General features: G+C 41.3%; 18 protein-coding genes and 1 pseudogene. 10 read left to right on the top strand and 9 right to left on the bottom strand.

The window, feature by feature from the left end:
* Positions 1 to 229: 229 nt before the first annotated feature.
* Positions 230 to 781: a leucine-rich repeat domain-containing protein gene (locus ACYQ28_RS10290; RefSeq protein ID WP_460049893.1), complete on the bottom strand. Its 552-nt coding sequence runs from the start codon at positions 779 to 781 to the stop codon at positions 230 to 232.
* A 28-nt stretch (positions 782 to 809) separates the two neighbouring features.
* Between ACYQ28_RS10290 and ACYQ28_RS10285 the strand changes: the two genes are divergently transcribed.
* Positions 810 to 1031, top strand: a complete 222-nt coding sequence (locus tag ACYQ28_RS10285; RefSeq protein ID WP_460049891.1) for a hypothetical protein — start codon at positions 810 to 812, stop codon at positions 1029 to 1031.
* 191 nt (positions 1032 to 1222) lie between these two features.
* On the top strand, positions 1223 to 1720 hold the full coding sequence (locus ACYQ28_RS10280) for a NifB/NifX family molybdenum-iron cluster-binding protein (protein WP_460049889.1): 498 nt from the start codon (positions 1223 to 1225) through the stop codon (positions 1718 to 1720).
* A 161-nt stretch (positions 1721 to 1881) separates the two neighbouring features.
* On the opposite strand, the gene ACYQ28_RS10275 is transcribed toward ACYQ28_RS10280, so the two are convergent.
* Positions 1882 to 2133, bottom strand: coding sequence for a hypothetical protein (locus ACYQ28_RS10275; protein ID WP_460049887.1), 252 nt, complete (start codon positions 2131 to 2133; stop codon positions 1882 to 1884).
* Between the two features lie 652 nt (positions 2134 to 2785).
* Between ACYQ28_RS10275 and ACYQ28_RS10270 the strand changes: the two genes are divergently transcribed.
* Positions 2786 to 3091 carry a BolA family protein gene (locus ACYQ28_RS10270; protein WP_460049885.1) on the top strand — a complete coding sequence of 102 codons (306 nt, stop codon included), beginning with the start codon at positions 2786 to 2788 and terminating at the stop codon, positions 3089 to 3091.
* Positions 3092 to 3522: 431 nt separating this feature from the next.
* Positions 3523 to 3906 (top strand): hypothetical protein, encoded by a 384-nt coding sequence (locus ACYQ28_RS10265; RefSeq protein WP_460049883.1) that lies wholly within the window; start codon positions 3523 to 3525, stop codon positions 3904 to 3906.
* Positions 3907 to 4199: 293 nt separating this feature from the next.
* Here ACYQ28_RS10265 and ACYQ28_RS10260 read toward each other — a convergent pair whose 3' ends face one another.
* Both ACYQ28_RS10260 and cobB read right to left on the bottom strand, forming a co-directional pair.
* A complete protein-coding gene (locus ACYQ28_RS10260; protein ID WP_460049881.1) occupies positions 4200 to 4793 on the bottom strand; it encodes a DUF4202 domain-containing protein in 594 nt (197 codons plus the stop codon).
* 160 nt (positions 4794 to 4953) lie between these two features.
* Entirely contained in the window at positions 4954 to 5676 is a 723-nt protein-coding gene (gene cobB, locus ACYQ28_RS10255; protein ID WP_460049879.1) for a Sir2 family NAD+-dependent deacetylase, read from the bottom strand.
* Between the two features lie 292 nt (positions 5677 to 5968).
* Between cobB and ACYQ28_RS10250 the strand changes: the two genes are divergently transcribed.
* A complete protein-coding gene (locus ACYQ28_RS10250) occupies positions 5969 to 6985 on the top strand; it encodes a sensor domain-containing diguanylate cyclase (RefSeq protein ID WP_460049877.1) in 1017 nt (338 codons plus the stop codon).
* A gap of 249 nt (positions 6986 to 7234) precedes the next feature.
* Here the strand turns inward: ACYQ28_RS10250 and ACYQ28_RS10245 are convergent, their stop codons facing one another.
* Positions 7235 to 8014 carry a helix-turn-helix domain-containing protein gene (locus ACYQ28_RS10245; protein ID WP_460049875.1) on the bottom strand — a complete coding sequence of 260 codons (780 nt, stop codon included), beginning with the start codon at positions 8012 to 8014 and terminating at the stop codon, positions 7235 to 7237.
* Between the two features lie 156 nt (positions 8015 to 8170).
* Here ACYQ28_RS10245 and ACYQ28_RS10240 point away from each other — a divergent pair, with 156 nt between their 5' ends.
* On the top strand, positions 8171 to 11638 hold the full coding sequence (locus tag ACYQ28_RS10240; RefSeq protein ID WP_460049873.1) for an acyl-[ACP]--phospholipid O-acyltransferase: 3468 nt from the start codon (positions 8171 to 8173) through the stop codon (positions 11636 to 11638).
* Between the two features lie 171 nt (positions 11639 to 11809).
* On the opposite strand, the gene ACYQ28_RS10235 is transcribed toward ACYQ28_RS10240, so the two are convergent.
* The gene (locus ACYQ28_RS10235; protein ID WP_460049871.1) at positions 11810 to 13225 is read right to left on the bottom strand and encodes a DUF945 family protein; all 1416 of its coding nucleotides are present in this window, start codon (positions 13223 to 13225) and stop codon (positions 11810 to 11812) included.
* Between the two features lie 1255 nt (positions 13226 to 14480).
* On the opposite strand from ACYQ28_RS10235, the gene ACYQ28_RS10230 reads away from it, so the two are divergent.
* The 4 genes from ACYQ28_RS10230 (at position 14481) to ACYQ28_RS10215 (ending at position 21778) form a co-directional block, all read left to right on the top strand.
* Entirely contained in the window at positions 14481 to 15656 is a 1176-nt protein-coding gene (locus ACYQ28_RS10230) for a porin (protein ID WP_460049869.1), read from the top strand.
* A gap of 361 nt (positions 15657 to 16017) precedes the next feature.
* Positions 16018 to 17535 carry an acetaldehyde dehydrogenase ExaC gene (gene exaC / locus ACYQ28_RS10225; RefSeq protein ID WP_460049867.1) on the top strand — a complete coding sequence of 506 codons (1518 nt, stop codon included), beginning with the start codon at positions 16018 to 16020 and terminating at the stop codon, positions 17533 to 17535.
* A 363-nt stretch (positions 17536 to 17898) separates the two neighbouring features.
* Complete coding sequence (gene nosP / locus ACYQ28_RS10220) at positions 17899 to 19095, top strand: nitric oxide-sensing protein NosP (protein ID WP_460049865.1); 1197 nt, start codon at positions 17899 to 17901, stop codon at positions 19093 to 19095.
* Positions 19088 to 21778: a PAS domain-containing hybrid sensor histidine kinase/response regulator gene (locus ACYQ28_RS10215; RefSeq protein ID WP_460049863.1), complete on the top strand. Its 2691-nt coding sequence runs from the start codon at positions 19088 to 19090 to the stop codon at positions 21776 to 21778. Before nosP ends, ACYQ28_RS10215 begins: the two co-directional genes overlap by 8 nt.
* Before the next feature lie 24 nt (positions 21779 to 21802).
* Here the strand turns inward: ACYQ28_RS10215 and ACYQ28_RS10210 are convergent, their stop codons facing one another.
* The 3 genes and pseudogenes from ACYQ28_RS10210 to ACYQ28_RS10200 form a co-directional block, all read right to left on the bottom strand.
* Positions 21803 to 22081 (bottom strand): hypothetical protein, encoded by a 279-nt coding sequence (locus ACYQ28_RS10210; protein ID WP_460049861.1) that lies wholly within the window; start codon positions 22079 to 22081, stop codon positions 21803 to 21805.
* 150 nt (positions 22082 to 22231) lie between these two features.
* Positions 22232 to 22563: pseudogene (locus ACYQ28_RS10205) on the bottom strand (DMT family transporter).
* Between the two features lie 340 nt (positions 22564 to 22903).
* Complete coding sequence (locus ACYQ28_RS10200) at positions 22904 to 23548, bottom strand: response regulator (RefSeq protein ID WP_460049859.1); 645 nt, start codon at positions 23546 to 23548, stop codon at positions 22904 to 22906.
* Between the last annotated feature and the right edge of the window lie 456 nt (positions 23549 to 24004).

Raw genomic sequence — 24004 nt, 5'->3', positions numbered from 1 at the left:
AAGAAATTGGAAATCGCATTTTCAATTTCTGTCCTCTGATTAAATCATGGATGAGTTAATCAGAGGTTCCTATAGGATATTCCGATTAATTCCTCCATGATTTAATCAAAGTTTCCCATACGTAAAGTACTCAAGTTTGAGCGCTTCATTATTTGATGCTGCTTGATGTTTTTAATTCGTAGCAGCTGAATGTATCAACTGCTACCAGTTGTTAATCGATAGGTCGTAATTACATTTTTATTTGCGCAGCCGCTAACGCTTGTAGTTGTGATCGCGTCGTATCTGATAACGGGTTTTCTAAAACTTGAATTTTTTTAAGCTTAGCGTTTTTAGAAAGATCCATATCAACAATGTTATTACTGTTTAGGCGTAAATCTTCCAATTCGCTTAAATTATCGGTGTTAAGCACAGAGATTTCGTTAACATCTGCCCATAATTCTTCGATCAAAGCATTATTAGAAATATCTAAAGACTCTAAATCATTCATAAATACTTCTAAATGCTTCAGTTCTTTACAACCGCTGATGTCCAATTCTTCGATGGCGTTATTACCTAAAAATATTTCTTCGAGTTTGGTGTTTTTAGATAAGTCTACTTTAGTGAGATTGTTGCGAGTTAAATCGATAAGTTTTAGTTCGGTAAGATATTCTATACCTTCAACACTTTCTATTTTGTGTTTTCGGCAATTTAACTCAATAATATCTTCGGCATTTTCTTTTTGGGTCGCTAAAACGCAAGCTTTAAACGCATCATCTTTAAAAGGGATTTCAGTTAATTTCACAGCGATCTCCTTAAGTGCAATATTTTGGATGTTTATTGAAGAAACAATCTTACGCGGCCATTTTGGGCAAGCACTGAGTTATTCAAAGCTTCCTAGAAAAACTTCTTATAAAAATCTGAGAATCATACCTTTACAATTTAATCAGAGTTTTCTAGATATTGTTGTGTTTGTTACAAAATTAGATTTTGTCGATTTGCGACAACAGCATTTAGGTTTAAATTTTAAAAAGCTTGCTCAAAAAAACGAATAAAATCAAGCCGTTAACTTAGCGGTAGAACCTAATGTCTGTTGTTCTTTATTGATTGTCGGCAACCCTTGTGCCATTAGCGCTATTACTAAAAATCACAGCTGTTTGTGAGATATGGGCATACAATTTGATGAGACTAGGTTGTTTGTATTGAGTTTTTTATCGTTCAATAAATACCTAGGTGCGTTGATATTATGGAAGCCGTGGAACCCATTATTGAAGTAACTTGTGTTAATGATTTATACGAAGATACAGAGGTCGGCGCTGATACTTTAATTGTGGCCTTTGCAAGTATGGATGGCGATTGCGTTGATCAGCACTTTGGTTCAGCCAGAGGTTTTTTTGTGTATGAGATTAGTGGCCACAGTGCTAAATCGGTTACGCATAAATTATTTCCAAAAGAATTAAAAGACGGTAATGAAGATAAATTAAAACCCAAGTTAGCGTGGTTGTTGGGTTGTGATTTGGTGTATTGCGGATCTATTGGTGGTTCTGCTACCAAGCAACTTATTACGATTGGTGTTCATCCTGTTGTCGTAAAAGAAGGGCCGGATGTAGAAGAAGTTATTGAACAACTGCAAGCAGAGCTGAATACGGAATTATCGCCAATGTTGCAGCGAATTTTTCAGAAAAAAGCACCAAAAACGGATAAACGTTTTGACGAAATGGATGACGAAGACTGGGATGAATAATTCATCGATTATTGTAGGATTTTAATTTCAATAAGAACCTCTGATTAAATCATGAAAAAGTTTATTAGAGGTTCCTATATGTTTATACGGTTATTTATGCTATGCGCTCAGATTGATCAAACCAACACGCCGAGTGTTAAGCGAATAGATTAAGCAGATAATTAGTTGGGTTTTTTATCCCTAACTGTTGTTTTGCTAATGATTGTTGTGCCAATAGTGGTTTCACTGAACGCCAAATAGTCTTCAAGAAGGCTTCTATCACCGGCTCTACGATCCACAGTTTTTCGGCGTTTACGATGGAATAAATCCATTGGCATATCTTGGCAGCGATCGTGCTCTAAACGTCGATCAGTACCTTTGCGTCGATTAACAAATACAGGGGCGTTTTTGTTGTGTTTAGAATCCGTAGTCATTCTCGTACTTCGTTAGTTAAAACAATAGTGAGGGTTAACGGAAAATCAGTATAGTTCATATTTTTCCTTGCGTTGTGACAACACTGAAAATTCAATCAGGTACAATGAGAGATTGATTTTATGAACAAAATTACGCGTTATAGATACTAGAAAAGTCTATTCAACACAGAGATTTTTCTATCAATATAAAATCGTATAAAAAATAGAAGGTTATGATTGTTTGTTTATGGGAGACCTTAATTAAATTGTAGACTTTTGGTCAGTCGATCCATGTTTAACCTAAGTTTCTAATTTAATATAAGCCTCTGATTAATATAAAACCAGGGCCAATTATAACTTGATGTGTTTATAAGATAGAAATTGGTAATGGGATTTCCAATTTTTCACAATTTCAATCATCTTGGGTTATCGAAATTAGTACACAATATTCTTGCGTTTGAGACTCTTGATGGATCAGAGTTTTTAATGCATTGATTAAATCTAATTTAGTATTGAGTTATTATGAGCAAAATTTTTTTGTCGTAAGAAACTTTGGGTTAATTAGAGTTTCCTTTAGACTTTTATTAAGCTGATTGAGGCACGTGACTGCCCATGAAAGTTTGGTTTTTTATTAATCAATTACGAACGTACAGCAGACAGATAGAGGCGTATTGTGGGCAACACTATTGAGATGAGTATTTCAAAGAAAGTAGATCAGGCGTTCAGTCCTAGCTTTTTCTCTGTTGAGAACGAAAGCTATATGCACAATGTTCCCCTAGGCTCGGAGTCGCACTTTAAAGTGGTGGTTGTGAGTGATTTGTTCACTGGAAAACGGTCTGTGCAACGCCATCAACATGTTTACAAAGTGTTAGCTGACGAGTTAAAAGAGGGTGTTCACGCCTTGGCGATTCATGCTTACACGCCAGAAGAGTGGCAGAATCAAAAAGTTGCTCCTGCGTCACCTAAATGTATGGGCTAAATATATGCGCGCGACAGGTTTGAAAATCTGTCGCAAAATTCCTTTTTTACAGTTTTTCATTCTGAATTGTCCTCCTGCTTTTGTCGTAAAATATCACTTCTATACGCATTTTATGCGTTTATCCATGTCAAAGCTGACTAAAAATTGACTTGTTAATCAAGCAGTTAAAGTGTTTTCTTGTGTTAAAGATTGCCATTTCTCTGTCTTTTTTGAATGAGCGTTATTTCGTGCTGTTATTAAAGTTATCCTTTTAAATAAGGGAATGAAATGAATTTGTCATCCAAAAAATCTATCTGGGCGGAATAGTAGTATCCTGCGATTTAGTTATAAAAAAGTTAACATACGTGTGTAAATTTATGTAAAGTGGCTGCTCCGATAAAATTTTGGCGTTTAAAATTACATTTTCTGCATTACTTTATTGGGGTTAGAGTGTGAGTATCGACTTTGAGGACTGGGAGATTGATCTCAAGAATCTCTCTGCAACGCATCCTTGTGGTTTTACTATCTCGGTTGAAGGTTCCCCCAGAAACCCCTCGGTAGTGCATCCCGGACCGTTTCCAAAACATCTTTCTGCGCTAGATCAGGTTCGCTTGCTGCGTCATGGTGTTGAGGCTATTGCTAAAGCCAGCCGCGACAGCGGTGATGTGGGTAATTCTCGTTACGGGAATCGGCGTGAGCATCAGGCAAAGGTAGTTAAAAAGCCCAGTGGCAACTCCAGTAACTCTAATACTGGCAACCGAGATAATGGTAACCGAGCGAAAAAACCGTTGTTGTCGTTAAAAAAGAAAAACGAAGATTCGCAATCTGATCAGTAGTACACCGTCGATTTTTGAGCGTGCGTTGTGGATTCGACGTTGCCTGAATTCTGCCGCATCAAAAACGTGTTTTGTTGAACACTTTCAGGAACCTCTGATTAACTCATCCTTGATTTAATCAGAGGAAAGAAATTGAAAATGTGATTTCCAATTTCTTCACAATTTCAATCACTTACAGTTCTTGAAATTGGCGACACCATCCTTGTGTCGCGAGAAACTCTAGGTTAATCAGAGTTTCCTTCAGTAAAAGTCGAGCCCAGTGAATAAATTTACTGAAGCTCGATGTTCTGTAGTTACTCAGCTAATGCTTTTCCAACCAATTCGCTCAAATGTGCTTTTAGGGGAATGGTGAGAGCCGCCTGATGGCCTTTTTCCGACATTTTATTCCAAGTTTTGCGAATAATATCGATGAGCTTTTCTTCGGAGTGTTTTTCGGCAAAAGGCTCTAAATAGTGTTCAATAAATACTAAGCAAATAACGTCTTCAAGTGCTTGAACTTGCTCGTCTCTTTTTAAATTTCGTTTGGTTAATAATATTTCAACCTTGTCGGTATCTGCACTGCTATAACCGTATTTTTGCATGAGTTTAGCGGCGGTTTCTGCGTGGAATTTACCAAGTTCTAATCGCCATTTTTTATAGCCCGATTTATCCATGGGATAATCGGAACGAGGAATAACCCAGCGCTGTACATGTTGAGCCCTTGCGGCGATTTGCAGTACTTCGTCGGCGTCGGGTTGGAATTGTTGTAGACGCTCACTCATTCTTACGCCGTACAACCATTCCTTAGCAACCCATTCACCATTAAAATTTTCTTGGTTTGGGTCTTGTTTATTGAGAGTATCGATTTCATTCAATACAGATTGTAATGCTGAGTTTGCAGAAGTCATTGAAATCATCTCTTTTAAATATTGAAGCAAGTATTCGTTAGACTGCTTGGTTTTAAACTGCTTGGTTTTGAACTGCTTGGTTTTGAACTGCTTGGTTTTGAACTGCTTGGTTTTGAACTGCTTGGTTTTGAACTGCTTGGTTTTAAACTGCGGTGTTAGACTAAGATTGTGTTGTTAATAAATGTTTAAAAAATTTACCCACTATTTCTGTGGCCGGGCCTTGTATGCATTCGTCGAAACGACTCGCGCCTTTAGACGCTTCTAAATTAAGTTCCACCGTGTGGGCACCGTATTCTTGAGCGATTTGCTGAAATCCGGCCGCCGGATAGACATTGCCAGAAGTACCAATAGACACAAATAGATCACACCGCTCCAGTGCTTGGTAGATCTTGTCCATATACAGTGGAATTTCGCCAAACCAAACAATGTGCGGTCTCAGTTTACCGGGTAGTCCACAACAGTCACAAAGCTCTTCGTAATATACCGGTGTTGTTCGGTCGTAAATGGTATCGGTTTTCGCGCAGCGAACTTTCAACAATTCGCCGTGCATGTGTAATAGGTTTTTACTGCCAGCGCGTTCATGAAGATCGTCAACGTTTTGGGTAATCAGCAAAAACTCTCCCGAATAGTCTTTTTCGAATTCCGCCAAATCGATGTGTGCTTGGTTGGGTTGCGCTTCTTCAACCAGTTGGCTGCGTCTTGCATTGTAGAAACGTTGTACCAGTCCTGGATTTGCTGCAAAGGCTTCTGGCGTGGCTACGTCTTCAACCCGATGGTTTTCCCATAATCCATTGTTGTCGCGGAAGGTTTTTAATCCAGATTCGGCGGATATACCGGCTCCGGTGAGAACAACGATTCTTTTTGGGGGTGAGGCGATTGCCATTTATTAACTCCTGTAGATATTCTCGGCCAATCAGAGACTTCTTAATATTCTAATATAAAATCATTCTAAATTAACATCGATGGTTTTTTCCTAATAATAGCAATCTTACTAGCGTTGTTGTTGCCACCCATAAGCGTAATTTGGTGCTTTATCACCACTAAAAAAATTCTTTTATTTTTGACCAATCTAGCCGATACATGAATTAAGCAGCTCACCTGTAAAAAGTGATGCGCCAAGCAGTTAGTTATAGGCAACTACAAGAGTCTTAACAGTCAATACAGGATTTAGTGTCGTGGAAATAAGTATCGCTAACGAAAATCGACGCCTCAGAGAGATCGTACAACAATTATTAGATCGTATTGATGAGCAGCAAAAAACGCACGCTCATTTTCAGAAATTTCAAACGCGATTACTGCACTCGCAAAGTTTCAGTGAAACCGTTAACCTATTGCTTGATGACGCTTGCCGACATTTTCGGTTGGCTTCAAGTAGTTTGATTTTACACGATGCCGATGGCCACATTGAGGAAATGATCAGTGCGTGCCAAATTGATTTGCGCAGTAATCGTTTGCAACTGCGCAAAAATGCCGACTTTTATAAGAAAATTTATCCTGAAAAACCTCAGGTTATGTTACAAGAAATTGATGTTCTCACCGCGACACGGTTATTTCCCGGAACACCTAAAGTAGGCAGTGCCGCATTTTTACCGCTGTTAAATGCTCATGGTATTTTTGGCAGTCTGCATTTTGCCTCCAGTGATGAAAAACGATTTGTTTCTGCAAAAGATACCAATTTATTAGACCATCTCGCCGATGTCGCCAGTTTAAGTTTGCGTTTTTCATTTTCCCATGAGCAGCAGTGGTTAGCATCATTGCAAGACCCGGTTTTGCAAATTGGCAACGCTCAGTATTTTGAAAAAGCACTGCACAATGAGCTCGATCGCGCCCGCAGAGAACACAGCCACCTAGCCTGTATGATGTTGGTTGTAGAGGCAGAGGTATCGGACATTGATCTAACCTTGCAGAAACTGGTGCAGGAATTAAAGGCAAATATTCGCAAGATTGATATTTGTGCAAGAATCGATGAGGTGTGCTTAGCGGTGTTGATGCCCGGAACCGATTTGCGTCAGGCTCAAGGCATGCTTTCTCGCATAGAGCAGTCTATCTTGGCTCTCCAGTTAGAACATAACGTAGCCATGGGTGTGCATTCTTGGAAGGCCCGAAAAACAAAAAGCTCTCTCAGTGAAGATGCGTTAAAAGAAGCCGGTGTAGAATTAATTACCACGGCGAAAAATCGCGCCTATGGTTAATGTGAAATAATATCGGTTAACCGATAAAAATATTGGTTAGCGTTTAAGAATATTGAAGTTATTTTTACGAAATTCTGATTAATTGATGAGAACCTTTGATTAATTTATGGAAACCTCTGATTAACTCATTCCTGATTTAATCAGAGGGCAGACATTGAGCATGCGATTGCCAATGCCTTCACAATTTCAATCAAGTATGGTTCTTGAATTTGGCAGCACATTCTTGTGCTGCTGAAAACTCTGGGTTATCTATGGTTTTTTGGTGCTGCTGGATTTAATGGTTTGTGTTTTGAAATCCTGTTTTACGTAGTTACTAAAAGAGGTGTATTGCCACTGACGTAAAGCCACAACCAGAGTATTGCCAAACTTTTCTCCCAAGGGTAGTGTCGAATCGCGCTTGTTTAATTCGCTGATTTCGTTCACAAGTGCCTGCATCTTTTTTTGTATTTCTTTATTGGTCGAAAACGAACACAAACCATTTAATACAATAAGCTTCTCGGTATCTTGATCAAACTTAGAATTGAAAAAATCCTGTTGCACTTTCTGTAAGAAAAATTGCTGAATGGGGCCGTTGGCTAGCCAGCGAAAATTAGGTGCAATGCGAAGTTTGATGCGATTGCCGGGCAATAAATCGATAATTTTTAGTCGATCTAAGGTGGCCAGTTGTTGAATTAATTTATGGTGATCAAAATTATAATAATCTTCAAGCTCTTCAAAGCTAAATCCGTAAATAACACTCACGGTAATGATCAGTAGGGTCACGTCTCCGGCTATTTGTGCCTCTTGGGATTCGGTTAGTTGTTCTAATTGATACCGATCTCTAGTCATTAAATTCAGTAAATCGGAAAAGTCTAAATTCATTAACCGTAAAATCGCGTCGAGGCGCTCTAGCGTGAAATTCTCCTCCGCAAAGAGACGTTTTACGGTGGCCTCACTCAGTTCAAGTGCTTGGGCGACGTCTTTGTAGGTGAGCCCAGATGCTCGCAATTGCTTTTTTAAAGCTGTAACTAACGCTTTGATTTGAGCCATAATACCGACCAACTTGATGGAGTGATAATGCATCAAAGTATTGCATAGCGATACTTTTGGTTGCAAATGACTCAACAATTTTTATAAAAGTGGTCAAGTGTGATACATCGATTTACAGTGAGGACTTCCGAGTAACCTATGATAAGGACGACCACCATGACGAAGCTGCGTCATTTTCAGGGAGCGATTCCCTTTTTCATCGCAGTATTTTTGAACGCGTTTGTTGATCTTGGGCATAAAATAACAATTCAAAATACCGTTTATAAGCTCTACGACGGCCCAGAACAGGTTATTTTAACGGCCATTGTCAATGCGCTCATTTTACTTCCGTTTATTGTCTTGATGAGTCCTGCTGGATTTTTATCCGATAAATTCAGTAAAACTCACATCATGAGATTATCGGCATGGGCGGCGGTTGGTTTCACCGTTTTAATCACTGTGTTCTATTATCTCGGCTGGTTTTGGTTGGCCTTTGCCATGACCTTTTTACTCGCTGCACAATCGGCGATTTATTCGCCCGCAAAAATGGGTTATATCAAAGAGTTGTTTGGTAAGGCCCGGCTCGGCGAAGCCAATGGTGTGGTCGCGTCTTTATCGATTATTGCAATTCTCGCCGGTATTTTTGCCTACTCGATTTTATTTGAGAATTTTTATCAAGCCAGCAAGCCGTTAGAAACCGAGTCAGAAGTGATTCGTGCGATTGCTCCGATTGGTTTTATACTAATCATTAATTCAATCATTGAATTGATTTTAACCTATCGTTTACCAACGCCTGTGGTGACGCCAACCGAAGAAACCTTTTCTACCAAGCAATTTCTTACCGGGCGATTGTTTAAAAAAGATTTGCAACCGGTTTTAACCCATCGTGCTATTGGTCTTTCTATTGTTGGCTTGTCGGTATTTTGGGCCATTGGCCAAGTTATGCTGGCGGCTTTTCCGGCGTTTTTTAAACAGCTTACCGAAAACGACAATACCATTCTGGTACAAGGTATTTTGGCCTGTTCGGGCTTAGGTATTGCGGTGGGTTCTACCGTTGCCGGTAAATTATCTAAAAACCACATAGAAATTGGTTTGGTGCCTGTAGGTGCTGCGGGTATTGCGCTGGGTTTGGTTTTATTAACCTTTCTCGATACGTCACTGGAATTCGCCTTAGATTTCTTTTTAATTGGTTTTAGCGGTGGATTATTTATTGTACCGCTTAACGCACTTATTCAATTTAATGCCCAAGCCAATCAATTGGGTAAAATTCTGGCGGCCAACAACTGGGTGCAAAACATTTTTATGTTTTCGTTTTTGGTGTTGTCGGTAACCTTTGCGTATTTTGGTTGGAACAGTGCAACGCTTTTACAATTGATCGCCGTGATTGCGCTGATTGGCTGTGTGTATGTTGTGTACGAATGGCCGCAGAGTTTAACTCGGTTTTTATTGTCGTTCGTGTTGTCTCGCCGTTATAAAGTTAAAGTACAAGGATTGAATAACTTTCCGGCCAAGGGTGGCGTACTATTACTGGGCAATCACATCAGTTGGATTGATTGGGCAATTGTGCAAATCGCCTGTCCGCGCCGTATTCGTTTTGTTATGGACCGTGGAATCTACGAAAAATGGTTCCTGAAATGGTTCTTCGATATGTTCGGTTGTATTCCTATTGATCAAGGTCCACGCAGTCGTCGCGCTCTAGAAACGGTAACCGAACTGCTTAATCAAGGCGAGGCGGTGTGTTTATTCCCCGAAGGTAGTATCAGCCGCACCGGCCATATGGCTGAGTTTCGTAAGGGTTTTGAACATGCCTGCGAAAAGGTTAACGATAAGGTTGTGATCTTACCGTTTTACATGCGCGGTCTTTGGGGGAGCCAGTTTTCGCGATCGTCTTCGCGCTTAAAGTCGGCCACCAGCTCTATATTAACGCGCGATATTATTTTTGCTTTTGGTGAGCCTATGTCGAAAGACAGCACCGCCGATGTTGTAAAGCGTCAGGTGTTTGATTTGAGTATCCACTCGTGGCAAGCCTACGTGGAAGAACTGCCAACGATTAATCGCCTATGGATAGAGAGTGCTAAAAAAACCGGTCGTAAAGACGCGATTATTGATAACACCATGGATGTGATTATTTCGGGAAATCGCGCCCTAACGTCTTCGGTAATTTTATCGCGCCGAATTAAAAAGCTGTCTCCCGCACAAAATGTGGGTGTGTTATTGCCCACCAGTGCTGCGGGCGCTTTGGTAAACATGGCCATTTTGGTGGCCGGTAAAACCATCGTAAATTTAAACTACACAGCAAGCGCAGAATCTATTTCTGCCGCCATTGAACAGGCCGAAATCAGCACTGTATTTACCTCGAAAAAGTTCTTAGCAAAACTCAAAACGCGCGGCGTAGAACTGGATTTATCGGGCGTTGATGTGGTTGAAATGGAGGCTGTGGGCGAGGGTATTTCTAATTTTGAAAAAATCAGTACGCTGATTGCCGTTAAATTAATTCCTAGCGCAATATTGCGCTCGGTAATTTCAGGATTTAAGCAAAAATCTACCGATGTTGCGGCGATATTATTTTCCAGTGGCAGCGAGGGCGCACCTAAGGGCGTAAAACTGACCCACAAAAATATCTTGGCAAACGTGAAGCAAATTGCCGATGTATTAAATATGGAAGACGACGATGCCATCATGGCCAATTTGCCGCTATTCCACGCTTTTGGTTTGACGGTAACGCAGTTTTTACCACTGTTAGAAGGCTGTCCAATGATTTGCCATGCCGACCCAACCGATGCCTTGGGTTGTGCAAAAGCCGTCGCAAAATACAATGCAACCATCATGTGTGGTACCTCGACCTTCTTGCGGCTTTATTGTCGTAACAGCAAGGTTGTACCGCTCATGTTAGACAGCTTACGAATTGTGGTTGCTGGTGCCGAAAAACTCAGTACCGATGTTCGTGAAGCGTTTGGGCAAAAGTTTAATAAAATTATTTACGAGGGTTATGGTGCGACCGAAACCACACCGGTAACGTCTGTGAATGTGCCCGATCAATTAGACATCAGTAATTTTAGTTTGCAGCGGGGCTCAAAAGTGGGCTCTGTGGGTATGCCGTTACCGGGTACCAGCTGCATGATTGTTGATCCCGATACGTTTGAAGAATTACCAACCGGCGAAGCAGGCATGATTTTGATTGGTGGTGCTCAGGTGATGAAAGGCTATTTAAAACAGCCCGAAAAAACCGAGAGTGTTATTAAAGAACTTAAAAACGCGCGCTGGTACGTCAGTGGTGATAAAGGTTATTTAGACGCCGACGGATTCTTATACGTGGTCGATCGCTATTCTCGCTTTGCCAAATTGGGTGGTGAGATGGTGAGTCTTGGCGCGGTTGAGTCTGCTATTGCTAAAATTATTGCCGACCCAGAAAAAGAAGCCGTGATTACCAGTTTGCCCGACGATAAAAAAGGTGAAAAATTGGTGGTTTTGTACGATCAAGAACTGGATGTTGATGCCATTAAGCAAGGATTAATGACCAGTAATTTAAACAGTCTTTCAATTCCTCAGACCTGGTTGAAAGTTGAAACCTTACCAAAACTTGGATCGGGTAAAACCGATTTTGTGAAAGCGAAGCGATTAGCAGAAGAAATGCTGGCAGATTAACTGCCGTGGTATTTACCGCTGTTGTAAATAATTCGGATAGTTAATGATTAAAAAGCCCCGCAGAGTTAATTACTTTGCGGGGCTTTTTTTATGAGAAGCTCTCAGTAAACATGAGCGTGTTTATTAAAGGTTTCTGTTGTTTTTAATTGGTAGACAAAAAAATCTATTCGATTATTGAATGGCTTGCATTAAGGCATCAATCGGTAGTTCATTATCATTTAATTTAAAAACACCGTCTTCAAATGAAACGGTTGCCTTGTAACCATCGGCCTGTTCGGTGAAATAACCTAACGCCAAACTGCTTTGCAACGTTTGTTGCACGGTTTGATCAAGAATAACATCCAGTTCGGCATCACTGATTGTTGTGTCAGTGCCATTTAACGCTAATTGTGCCGCAATCGCGGTTTCCATTTGTTTGCGAAGTAGTTTTTGGGCAACCGATTTATCAGCGTTCATTTCTGCATTTAATACAATCGAAGAAATTAACAAAGGTGGTGCTTGTAAGAGAGCGGCAGCGCTAAAGTTATCTGATTTTTTGAGGTAGGTTTTAAGATTAAGGCTCACCGGCGCGCCATCGTATTTCACAGAAGCTTCGCTTATGCTAAACCCTGCTTTATGAGTAAACGCGGCTTCAATAATATCTTCATTGAGAATCTTATCTGGGTCAACGGGAGCGTCTGTTGTGAAGGCGTCGATATAGGCGCTGTAGAGAGCTACAGGAATGTTATCGTAGCTGAAGTTGAGGGTTATGTCGGAGAGCTCTTCGCCACCTTGATAACGGAGTTTTTTTACCGTGTTGGCGCTGTTAATTTGCAATAGAGTGTTAGATTCAGTGAAAAATACTTCGGAGTCAGACCTAAAGCCTTCCAGTTTTAGCGATATTTCCTCAGATTCAACCGAAATATCCTTAACTTCGATGATAGATTGATACGGCAATAATCCTTTAGCGATAACTTTCGAATAATCTGCCAGCATTAACACAGTGATCGTATCGGTTGTTACTGTGATGTTTTCATTCGATTCTGCCACGGCATCTAGCGCTATTGGTGCAATAACGATAGTTAAATCGAGCTTTTGATTGGATGCTAATGTTCCACTTGCGGTGGCACCCTTAATATTTAGGCTAATCTCTTCAGATTCTATAGAAAAGGCGGCTACTGTTTCTTCGAAGATAAGATCGCCACCTAAATTCATGTAACCGTGACCTTCGAACAGGTCTTGCTCATCTTCACGTTGAATGACTTCATTTAGCTCAGCAGGAAGAATGTTTTCGTCAATATTCGCTTCATATTGAACCCAGCCAATACTCGCAATTTTGCTAAACAGTAATGGGCCGTGTTTTAACGTGACATTTATTGGAATATCCAACGATTCATCAAATAATTCACGTTCATTGTAGTGAAGGTTTAATTTAGCTTCAGATTTAAACCAGCCACGCTCGTAAGATTCCCACGTTAGTTCATATTCAGGAGTGGAGTTAGATTCGGCAATTTGTCTTAGGGTTTTTTCAGCTTTATAACCGCCGTAATAGGGTAGTGCTAAAGCAATCCCGCCAATAATTACAATTCCCGAAAGTATTTTTTTCATAGTATTACCATATGGTTTTGTCTAAATTGTGTTCGCCTAAGACTGCTTATAAGGATGATCTTAAGACTAGTTTCCTTTAATAATTTCATGTTAACAAAAGTGTTAGCACTTTATGCGTCGCAATACAGCCTTAATTCTTTGATAATTTATCTAATTCTTGAGGTCAGTTAAGTGGTGATAACGCATTAAAACTCTCATTCAAATACAGTTTTAATGCTTTTGTTGTCTTAAAGAACCAAATGGGTGAAAAATTCGGAATGTACAGAGCCAATTTTTGTTGGCTGAATAAATTGAGAATGGATCAACAAAAGAGTCTTGTAGACACTTTTCTACCGTCGTAATCTTTTTAGATTGCTAATTGGAACCTCTGAATAACTCAACCATGATTTATTCAAAGAACAGCAATTGACGATGCGATTACCAATTTCTTCACAATTTCCGTCACTTACCGTTTTTGACATTGGCAACACATCCTTATGTCGCTGCAAACTCTGGATTCATTAGAGTTTCCAATAGTTAATTGCAGTGAATGTGTGGCATTGGGGTGTGATTGTTTGAACTAAACAGATGGTTAAATTCGTAACGGGCTTTTAACCAGACGTTTTAAGATGGTCTCATCATTATTCTGGCGAGGGTCTTCCCAAAAACTATAGGAACCTTTGATTAACTCACCCATGATTTAATCAGAGGGCAGAAATTGACAATGCGATTTCCAATGTCTTCACAATTTCAATCACTTGCCGTTCTTGAACTTGACGACACATTGTTGTGTCGAGAGAAACTCTAGGTTAATCAGAGTTTCCTATAAATTAACTTGTTATTTATTGCTCTATCAGTAATTGTTAATAAAATGATTTAAATTGAGATAGAATTTTTTTGCCTGCAAACTGGTCATTATTATATAACGCTATATTGTATCGTTTGTAATAACCGTAACCCGCAGTTAGCTTCTTCCTTAGTCTACAATTTTTTAAACTTAAGTACTAAGTCCAATGATTAATACTTAGGGATCAATCTAAAGTGTTGTTTTTGGCCTGCCCCAAAGTGTTAAAGAAACAACTCCTTTGACGAATTTCTTGCAAGCACCCACCGGTTAATACTCGTCACCAGTAGTAATTTGTCAGCGAAAATCGAATTTGACTGTGTTTCGCGCAATGATTGCTCAACAATTGATCCATGGATGTATACGGTTTCGGGATTCAAGACAGATTTCAAATACTACAAAAATAATAAAAACCACAGGAAACCTTGAAAAATGAAGATAAATAATAACAACTTTAAACCAATCTTATTGGCAGGCTGTGTTGCATTGGCAAGTGGTAGTGCTTTTGCGGACGTTAAAGTTTACGAAGACGAGAAAGTTGGTACTTTCAGTGTTGATGCTTCATTTAACACGTTCTTTTCGCAAACCAGTACCGAGAATGACATTTCTGGCATCGATCGCGATCAGTCACGTGTTCGTTCAGGCTTCCTTCCTAACTGGGTTGGATTTAATTTCAGTAAAGAATTAGATAACGTAAAAATTGGTGGTCGCTCATCGTTTTGGGTATCCATCAACGACAGTAACCGTAACCTTACCGAAACCGGTATCGATGTGCGTCAGTTCTACGCAACCTTAGATTGGGATTGGGGACAAGTATTGATCGGTAAAGACTTTACTTTGTTCAGCCGCTCTAACATTTTCCTAGATGAAATTTTATTAGGTTACGGAAATGTAAACGATACTTTGGGCCTTGTTGATGGCACTGGTGTATCTTTCGGTAATATTGGTTCTGGTTACATCTATCCATTACCAACATCACAAATCACTTACCGTACACCAACCAAAGGTGGTTTTAGATTGGCCTTGGGTATTGTTGACCCAGGCAACACCACCGACGACAGAGGTCCAAACCGTACCAGCGAAGAAAACACACCACGTTTTGAAGGTGAGTTGACTTACGAAGGTAAATTCAGCGGCGGTAAGATCAACGCGTTTGCGGGTTTCTTACAACAATCAACAGAGTCTGATTTACAAGAAGACGTTGATACCTTCGGCATTTCTTACGGTGCAAAATTAACCCTAGGTGGTTTCTCAATACACGCTTCTGGTTTTGATGGCGAAGCTGTTGGCTTCTTACTTGGCCCAGGCGGTGACGCAGGCTTAGGCTTAACCAATCTTTTAGCCGAAAACGGCGAAGAAGTTGATAGCGATGGTTACTTGGCGCAGGTTGCGTTCAAGCACGGTAAAAACCGCTATGTTGCTTCTTACGGCGAAACCGACGTTGAAATCGACCTAGGTTGGGAAAACGAAGGTACTCAGTTTGCGTGGTTCCATGCTTACAACAGTAACGTAACCTTTGTTGCCGAATACAGCATTAACGAAATTACACTTGGATCTGCTTCGGAAGAAGCTCAAACACTTGCATTAGGTGCAATTGTTAACTTCTAAGAATTAATACAACGACGAAGTATCTGTGTGCAAGACCGGTAACTGAGTTTGCCGGTTTCACACCTTGCCGATGAATCGGATTTTTGAGCGAAGGTGTTTTTGGTTATCAGGCAAATTCAGCTCATTTTGAATTAACGTGTGGTTTTTAAAGGGTTAATCACGCGTTTTTTAACTTGGGGATCTCGGATTAACTCCAAGACTACTCGACCTTAAGCAGTTTTGTTTCCTTTAAACAAAAGCTGTGCACAGTGGCCTTGGAGTTAATCAGAGGTTCCTATAAAAACCCATAACAAAAAAAGAGCTATTGCGCCCTGACTATCAGGCCAGTGAACAAACAAACAACCAAATCGGAGTAACCATCATGATCTATGCTGCACCGGGACGAGAAGGTTCAGTTGTTACCTTTAAAAAACGCTACGAAAACTTCATCGGCGGTGAGTGGGTGGCACCGGTAAATGGCCGTTATTTTGAAAATACTTCACCAGTAAACAACGAAGTATTCTGTGAAATCCCACGCTCAGACGAAGCTGATATCAACCTTGCGTTAGACGCCGCGCACAAAGCCAAAGTGACTTGGAGCAAAACCTCTCCAACAGAGCGCTCTAACATTCTTTTGAAAATCGCTGATCGTATCGAGCAAAACCTTGAAGCAATTGCGGTTGCTGAAACTTGGGATAACGGTAAAGCCGTTCGCGAAACCCTAAACGCTGATATTCCTTTAACGGTAGATCACTTCCGTTACTTCGCAGGTTGTATTCGTGCTCAAGAAGGCGCCCTAAGCGAAATCGACGAGAACACTGTTGCATACCACTACCACGAGCCACTCGGCGTTGTTGGCCAGATCATTCCTTGGAACTTCCCAATTTTGATGGCTGCATGGAAATTGGCTCCAGCATTGGCGGCAGGTAACTGCATCGTCATGAAGCCTGCTGAGCAAACTCCTGCTTCTATCTTGGTATTGGTTGATGTCATCAAAGATTTATTACCTCCTGGTGTGTTGAACGTTGTTAACGGTTTCGGTGCAGAAGCAGGCCAAGCGCTAGCGACCAGCACCCGTATCGCTAAAATCGCGTTTACCGGTTCTACTCCAGTTGGTGCTCACATCCTTAAGTGTGCTGCTGAAAACATCATTCCATCGACTGTTGAGCTTGGTGGAAAGTCTCCAAACATCTACTTCGAAGACGTTACTCGTTACGAAGATTCTTACTTGAGCAAAGCCGTTGAAGGTATGGTGTTGGCGTTCTTCAACCAAGGCGAAGTTTGTACTTGTCCTTCTCGTGCATTGATTCACGAAAGCATTTACGACGACTTCATTTCTTTGGTAATCAGCCGTACCAAACAAATCAAGCGTGGTGACCCACTAGACACCGAAACTCAAGTAGGTGCGCAAGCGTCTTCTGAGCAGTACGAAAAAATCCTGAGCTACATCGAAATTGGTCGCCAAGAAGGTGCTGAAGTATTGATCGGTGGTGGCCCAGCTAATGTTCCTGGTTTCGCTAACGGTTTCTACATTGAGCCTACTTTGCTACGCGGCAACAACAACATGCGCGTATTCCAAGAAGAGATTTTTGGCCCAGTTGTTGGTGTAACCACCTTTAAAGACGAAGCAGAAGCTTTAGCGATTGCTAACAGCACTGAGTTCGGTTTGGGTGCAGGTCTTTGGACTCGTGACATGAACCGTGCTTACCGTATGGGTCGTGGTATCGAAGCTGGCCGTGTTTGGACCAACTGTTACCACCACTACCCAGCACATGCTGCGTTCGGCGGTTACAAGAAATCAGGTATCGGTCGTGAAAACCACAAAATGATGCTAGATCATTACCAACAAACCAAAAACTTGTTGGTTAGCTACGACGTTAACCCATTAGGTTTCTTCTAATCTGATCACTTAAACCTTTAGGTTTAAAACTCAGAATTGGGCTGCTAGCGATAAATTGTTTTATCCGTCAATTTATCCTAGCGGCCAATTTGTACCGTTTCGTTTGCTTTATAAGTTTCCAAGGTTGCCCACCAGGAAGCTTTATCCTCCTTGATTAAAGCAAACTTCTTGGGCCTATGTTCACGGGCCCTTTTTTATGTCTAAAAATAATAATTTTTAATTTCTCGCTCCATCCAAAGTCGACTGGTCTCTTAGTTTTAATTTTCATACACTGAAGCTCTATAAATAGAAAAAGCGAATAACATTGACTTCGCAAATCGTTAAATTCAATTAAATCTTATCGCCTTGGTGCACGGTCTTGCCATGGAACATCCTTTTATCGAGACACCTTTCAGTTCCTCCCTTAATTCATCCGACGATACTTCAAGTCTAAGAAAAGCTGGCTCCAATAGCCGCAATGCTAGCGAAGCCGCAAAAGAAATCCATCAAGTTTTGAATCCCGGTTCTGGCGATTGTGTTTTCTTCTTCTGTTGCGCCGATTACGACCTTTCACTATTAGCCGAAGAGTTAAATCGATTGTTTCGTGGTTGTAAGTTAATTGGCTGCACAACCGCAGGGGAAATTGTTCCCACCGGACTTACCCGCCAATCCATAACGGCATTTGCTTTAGCACCGCAAGAATTTGCCATAGAAACCAGTTGTGTAACCAATCTTGCTGATTTCACCGAAGACGACGCGCAGGTTTTGGTCGATAAAATGTTGGAGCGACTTGAAGTTAAAGCAGTCGCCGATATCAGTAAGCACAGTTTTGGTTTAACACTGCAAGATGGAATGTCCATTCGCGAAGAGCTAGTACTTAAGGCTTATCGCGCGGCACTAAATAACATACCTTTGGTTGGTGGTTCTGCGGGAGATAACCTACACTTTCACCACACCAAGGTTTTCTACGACGGTAGATTTCACAGTGATGCAGCGATTTTAGTGCTGGTAAACACGGCTCATCCTTTTAGGGTGTTTCAGTCTCATCACTTGGTGGCAACTCGCGAAAAGCTCGTAGTCACACGCGCGGCGCCAAGCTTAAGGCGTGTGTATGAACTAAACGCTGAACCTGCCGCATTGGAATACTGCCGCATCAATAATCTTGAATTACAGGATTTAGGTCCAGAGACCTTTGCGTTATATCCGCTGGGTGTGCAGCTCAGTGATTCGATCTATGTACGATCGATTCAGCAGGTGCACGACGATTTGAGCCTGACATTTTTTTGTGCAATTGACGTGGGTATAGTGCTGACCAAAATGACGACATCCGGCGTACTTGATCATACTAAGTCTTTATTTTCGGAAATTACCAGTGCTATAGGCGTGCCCCAGCTTTTGTTTGCCTGCGACTGTATTCATCGTCGAATCGAGATCGATAAATTCGAATTGGTGCAAGACATGTCCGATCTATACCAGCGCCACAACGTAATAGGCTTCAACACCTACGGTGAACAGCTTGATGGAATGCATTTAAACCATACTTTTACTGGTGTAGCCATCGGTAGGATAACGAATGAATAATATGGAAACGCTGCTCAGCGACAATTCCACAACCACAATGCGAGATTTAGAGTCTCGTGTTGCACAGCTCGAAAAAGAAAACACCAAACTCAAAAAAATCAATTCTGTTCTTATTTCCCGAGTCGAAATGGGCTGGGGAAATCACAGCGATGCTTATCGCTCGTTTGAAAGCGCCGCTATGCTCGCCGCTAAGGTGCAAGAGCACTTTTATCAATTGCGTGAAACCCATATTCGTTTGGCCGAAAGCAACGAAAAACTGGCGATATCGCAGTCGGAATCAAAACTGACTCGCCAACGCCTAAAAGACGCCATTGACAGTATTTCTGAATCTCTGGTTTTGTTTGATGCCGATCGACGCATGATCTTGGCGAATGTTCGCTTTCGAGAAATGTGGGGTGACGGCGCCGACCAATTTGTAGCCGGTGAAACTACCTTTAACGACATTCTTAACAGCTCTATTGAACAGCGTGTTATCGATACCAGTGTTAAGTCGAGCACGAAATCCTCTAGCTCGAATGGCCGCACCGCGCCTCTGATCTTTAAAACCTTGTCTGGACGTTGGATTCAGATGTCTGAAAGACCCACCGCCGAAGGTGGTTTGGTTGTGGTCTACACGGATATTACCGCGCTAAAAGCGAGTGAGCAGTTACATCGTGAGCAAGCTTTAAAAGAACAAGCCGATATTCTTCAGTCGACATTAGAGAACATGTCGCTGGGGGTGGCTTTGGTTAACAGCGACTTGAAGATTCAATCTTGGAATCGTCGCTTTATCGAAATGGCCAAGCTCGATCCGCGCAATGTCGCCCAAGGTGATCACTTTCCGAGCCTTATGGCAGAAAGCGATCTTCAAGACGTGACCATTCGTCACGCACTTGCTGGCAAAGAACCCGACAGCCGCCACCGTGAGTTTATTAAACATCTTTCGAATGGCCGGGTTATTTTGGTTCGCCGCAATGTTATGGCTGGCGGCGGGTTTGTAAATACTTACACAGATATCACCGAGCGCTTCCAGCAAGAAGCGGCATTACGCGAAAGTGAGCAACGTATTCGCTTGATTACCGATGCGATGCCTGCGTTGATTTCGTACATGAACAAAAATTTGGTGTACGAATTTGTAAACCGGTCTTTTGAGGATTGGTTTGGTATCAGCAAGAAAGACATTATTGGCAAGCATCTTCGCGATCTTTACGAAAACGAAGACTATGAAACTCACTTGCCTCACGTTCGACGAGTGCTCAAAGGTCAGCAGGTAACCTTCGAGGCTGAGCAGATTAACGGTTTGGGCAAGGGTAGAATCTCTAAGAAAACCTATGTGCCCGATTACGACCAAGACGGTCAGGTGCTGGGTTTCTTTAGTTTGGCTCACGATATTACCGAGCAACGTAAAACCGCCCAAGCGTTGGAACATGCGTATCATTATATGGAGCAGCGTGTTGAGGAGCGCACTAGGCAGATTTCAGAAATCAACAGTTTGCTGCGCAAAGAAATCGACGAGCGTAAATTAATTGAGATCAGTCTCATTAACGCCAAAAAAGAAGCTGAGCGCGCTAACGAATCGAAGACCAAATTCTTGGCCGCTGCCAGTCATGATGTTTTACAACCCATGAACGCAGCGCGGCTATTTGCGACCACGCTGTCTGAGTTAAACCTACCCGGTGAAGGCAATCAGCTAGTCAGTTCCTTAAATTATTCTCTTGAGAATATGGAGACCTTGATTAACTCGTTGCTCGATATTTCTAAGTTAGAAGCGGGCGTAGTCGAAGCTGTTCAAGACTCGTTTAATATTGATGATCTGCTCAGCAAGATAGTTGCCGAATTCAGTCGCTTGGCCGAGCAAGCAGGTCTCGCATTCCGATACGTGCCTTCTTCGGCAATTATTTCGTCCGATAGCCAATTACTCGCGCGTATTTTAAGAAATTTGCTCACTAATGCTATTCGCTATACCGATACCGGTCGTTTGGTGGTTGGTTGTCGTCGTAAGCGTGATGGCTTGGAAATTCAGGTTTGGGATACCGGAATTGGCATTGCCGAAGACAAACTCGAAGAAATTTTCCAAGAATTTAGACGTCTAGACGGCAAAAATAGCCGCTTCGATAAAGGTTTGGGTTTAGGACTGGCCATTGTTGATCGCATTGCCGGAGTACTAGGTCACGCCATTAATGTGCGTTCAAGACCGGGGCTTGGCTCTTGCTTTTCCGTTACCGTACCATACGGAAGTGTGCGGCAACAACAAACCGCAGCCAGCTTCCCTATCGACCATTTAAGCCAGTCGTTGCAACACGCACACGCGTTAGTCATCGATAACGACCTGGAAATTTGCCAGGGTATGGAGTCTCTATTAGGTCGTTGGGAATGTCAGGTAACGACGATTCAAACCTTAGAGCAGTTAGACGAGTATTTGCGAGATAACGAAGATCTGCCAGATATTGTGATTGCCGATTATCACTTAGACGACAATACTACCGGTTTGCAAGCCATTGATATGATCAAAGAGCATGTGTGCAGTTTGGGCGACGCAAAATTTAAACGCATTCCCGTTATTTTGGCGACGGCGAATTACTCAAACGAGTTACGTCATCTAGCACGCGATTTTGGTTTTGCCTTGCTAAATAAACCCATAAAACCGTTGAAGCTGAAAACCGCCATGGCAACGGGATTAAAAATGGCTCGTGAAAATCAGTGAATTTTGATGGCCTTGTTAAGTGTTTTAGTACGTAGGCAATAACATAAAGGCCATAACTGAAATTCCCACCTCCACCAAAAATTGCCATACTTTCTTTTTCTTGCATATGAAGATGGCGCCATAGATAAGTGAAGATATAAATGCCAGTAATAGCAGAGCCGGAGTTATAAACATAGAAACCCCTCCAGAATCCATGCTGCTTAACCCAAATAATGTAAAAATCGCTACGCCTATATCAATGCCTGGATATGGATAAAGCAGCACACCAACCATGAGCAGCATCGTACTTAAATATATTTGCATCGATAATCACATCGAACTATCCAGACACTTAACGCTGTTATTAGTCTTAATAACAGCGCTCGTATTTTATTAGACCCAATCTGTTGTTATTGATTTAGCGGTTTCAGTTGCTTTGCTGCTTTAAGTGCAAAGGCCGAGTGGTCGATTGACTTAATTTACCGTGGTTTTCGACAGAATATTAAGAATTAATACGCCGCGATAATTAGTGACATACCAATAACTCCCCAAAGATCTGGTTTTTGACCAAAAAACGCCCCAGATATACTTGCAACTATCACAATACCTAAGCCAGACCAAATGGCGTATGCGGTGCTTACCGGTATGGTTTTTAACGTCAAAGATAAAAAATAAAAACTGGCGGCATAACCAATAATGACAAAGCTTGAAGGAAGCATTTTGGTGAATCCTTCGCTTAGTTTTAGACTGGTCGTTGCGAGTACTTCGCAAAAAATCGCCGTGACCAATAATAACCAGCTTTTCATGAAGCTATCTCATACGTAAAAGCGTAAAGAGTAATCAGAAATCAAAGTAATTTGCAGTCTTGAAATAAACAGAGCTGTCTGCGCAATACTCTTAGAACTTCTATTTTTTAATAACTTCCTTTGCTTGGTAGTAATGCATTCAAGTTTTATAAACCTTGATGAATAAGAGCTCTAATTCGCTTGAAAAATCAGCGAATTTAAAAGGAATGAGTATTAAAAATAAGCGTGAGAATATTTAAACGCTTAATGTTAGGGGGGTGGAGATATTTGTGGGAAATTTTAAGAAGGTTTAAAACCTCTGTTTGAGCTATAAATAAACAAATCAGAGGTTTTGAAAAGGTTATTTTGAATCGGTAGATGATTGCAAAATGGCCTGCACGCGATTGGTTACGTTTAGTTTTCTTAAAATGGAAGAAACATGTGACTTAACCGTTGCTTCTGCAATGTTTAATTCGTAAGCAATTTGTTTGTTTGAACCACCTTTGGCCATTACTTCGTAGACTTGCAGCTCTTTTTTACTGAGTTTGGCGAGTAATTCGGGTTCAATTTTTAACGACTTTTCTTCGTTGCCTTTTTTGTCATCGGTATTGCGAATCACATCGGGTGGTAAATAAACCTGACCATCGAGTATTTTTTCGATGGCTTCACCCATTTGTGCACGGTCAGTGGATTTGGTAATAAAACCAACAGCTCCATAAGTCATCGCTTGTAAAACGATGTTTCTACTTTCTTCTGCCGATACGACTACCAAAGGTACCGCAGGAAAACGGTTGCGCAATTGCACAATACCATTCAAGCCTTCCATACCGGGCATATTCAGATCTAACAGAATTAGATCGAGTTCGGGGCTTGCATCTAGCGCTTCGATGGTTGAGTCGAAGTCTTGACTGTACACGGTTTCTACCTGTTCAAGCTGTTTTTCAAGCACCGTGGCAATCGCAAAGCGAAAAAGGGGGTGGTCATCTGCTATAAGGATTTTGTACATAACTTGTTCGCTATTTATTATTATCCAAGTATTTACAAGACAAAGAGCCAAAGCGGTTGAGGATATCGATACGGTTCAAGTAATACTTCATAATAAGCGCTATTGGAATAACCCACAAATTTAAATACATAAAACAATTTCTACAGAATACCGTCTTGCCAAAACTGATTTCGGTGACAGGTTGACTTCCACAGGCTGATTTGGCTCGCCTAATGTTGCCCCAACGGTAGCAACAAGTCTAGGTCAATGGTTGTCATACTGCTGTTTTATAAAAATAAATTAAAGCATATAAATTTGCGATTAAAACAAAACAAGCGTTTTTAATATATCGATAACGTCAATTTATACTGAAGAGTTTCTGATCTTGTTTGTCAGCAGAGTTTATGTTGCTGATTCGGATGTTGATATTTATGCTGTTTTTTTGGGGAGGTCTATCTAAAACACGGTTTTAGTGGC

It is taken from the genome of Sessilibacter sp. MAH1 (assembly GCF_054658315.1).
Note: the sequence above shows the minus strand (reverse complement) of the source record. Positions and strands in the feature narration are given on the sequence as shown.

What these genes read in the sequence shown, in the direction of transcription:
- ACYQ28_RS10260 (WP_460049881.1), bottom strand. Translation starts at nt 4,793, where the DNA reads ATGACTTCTGCAAACTCAGCATTACAATCTGTATTGAATGAAATCGAT.
- ACYQ28_RS10280 (WP_460049889.1), top strand. Translation starts at nt 1,223, where the DNA reads ATGGAAGCCGTGGAACCCATTATTGAAGTAACTTGTGTTAATGATTTA.
- nosP (WP_460049865.1), top strand. Translation starts at nt 17,899, where the DNA reads ATGGAACATCCTTTTATCGAGACACCTTTCAGTTCCTCCCTTAATTCA.
- ACYQ28_RS10285 (WP_460049891.1), top strand. Translation starts at nt 810, where the DNA reads ATGTTTATTGAAGAAACAATCTTACGCGGCCATTTTGGGCAAGCACTG.
- ACYQ28_RS10210 (WP_460049861.1), bottom strand. Translation starts at nt 22,081, where the DNA reads ATGCAAATATATTTAAGTACGATGCTGCTCATGGTTGGTGTGCTGCTT.
- ACYQ28_RS10240 (WP_460049873.1), top strand. Translation starts at nt 8,171, where the DNA reads ATGACGAAGCTGCGTCATTTTCAGGGAGCGATTCCCTTTTTCATCGCA.
- ACYQ28_RS10230 (WP_460049869.1), top strand. Translation starts at nt 14,481, where the DNA reads ATGAAGATAAATAATAACAACTTTAAACCAATCTTATTGGCAGGCTGT.
- ACYQ28_RS10215 (WP_460049863.1), top strand. Translation starts at nt 19,088, where the DNA reads ATGAATAATATGGAAACGCTGCTCAGCGACAATTCCACAACCACAATG.
- ACYQ28_RS10235 (WP_460049871.1), bottom strand. Translation starts at nt 13,225, where the DNA reads ATGAAAAAAATACTTTCGGGAATTGTAATTATTGGCGGGATTGCTTTA.
- ACYQ28_RS10200 (WP_460049859.1), bottom strand. Translation starts at nt 23,548, where the DNA reads ATGTACAAAATCCTTATAGCAGATGACCACCCCCTTTTTCGCTTTGCG.
- ACYQ28_RS10275 (WP_460049887.1), bottom strand. Translation starts at nt 2,133, where the DNA reads ATGACTACGGATTCTAAACACAACAAAAACGCCCCTGTATTTGTTAAT.
- cobB (WP_460049879.1), bottom strand. Translation starts at nt 5,676, where the DNA reads ATGGCAATCGCCTCACCCCCAAAAAGAATCGTTGTTCTCACCGGAGCC.
- ACYQ28_RS10245 (WP_460049875.1), bottom strand. Translation starts at nt 8,014, where the DNA reads ATGGCTCAAATCAAAGCGTTAGTTACAGCTTTAAAAAAGCAATTGCGA.
- exaC (WP_460049867.1), top strand. Translation starts at nt 16,018, where the DNA reads ATGATCTATGCTGCACCGGGACGAGAAGGTTCAGTTGTTACCTTTAAA.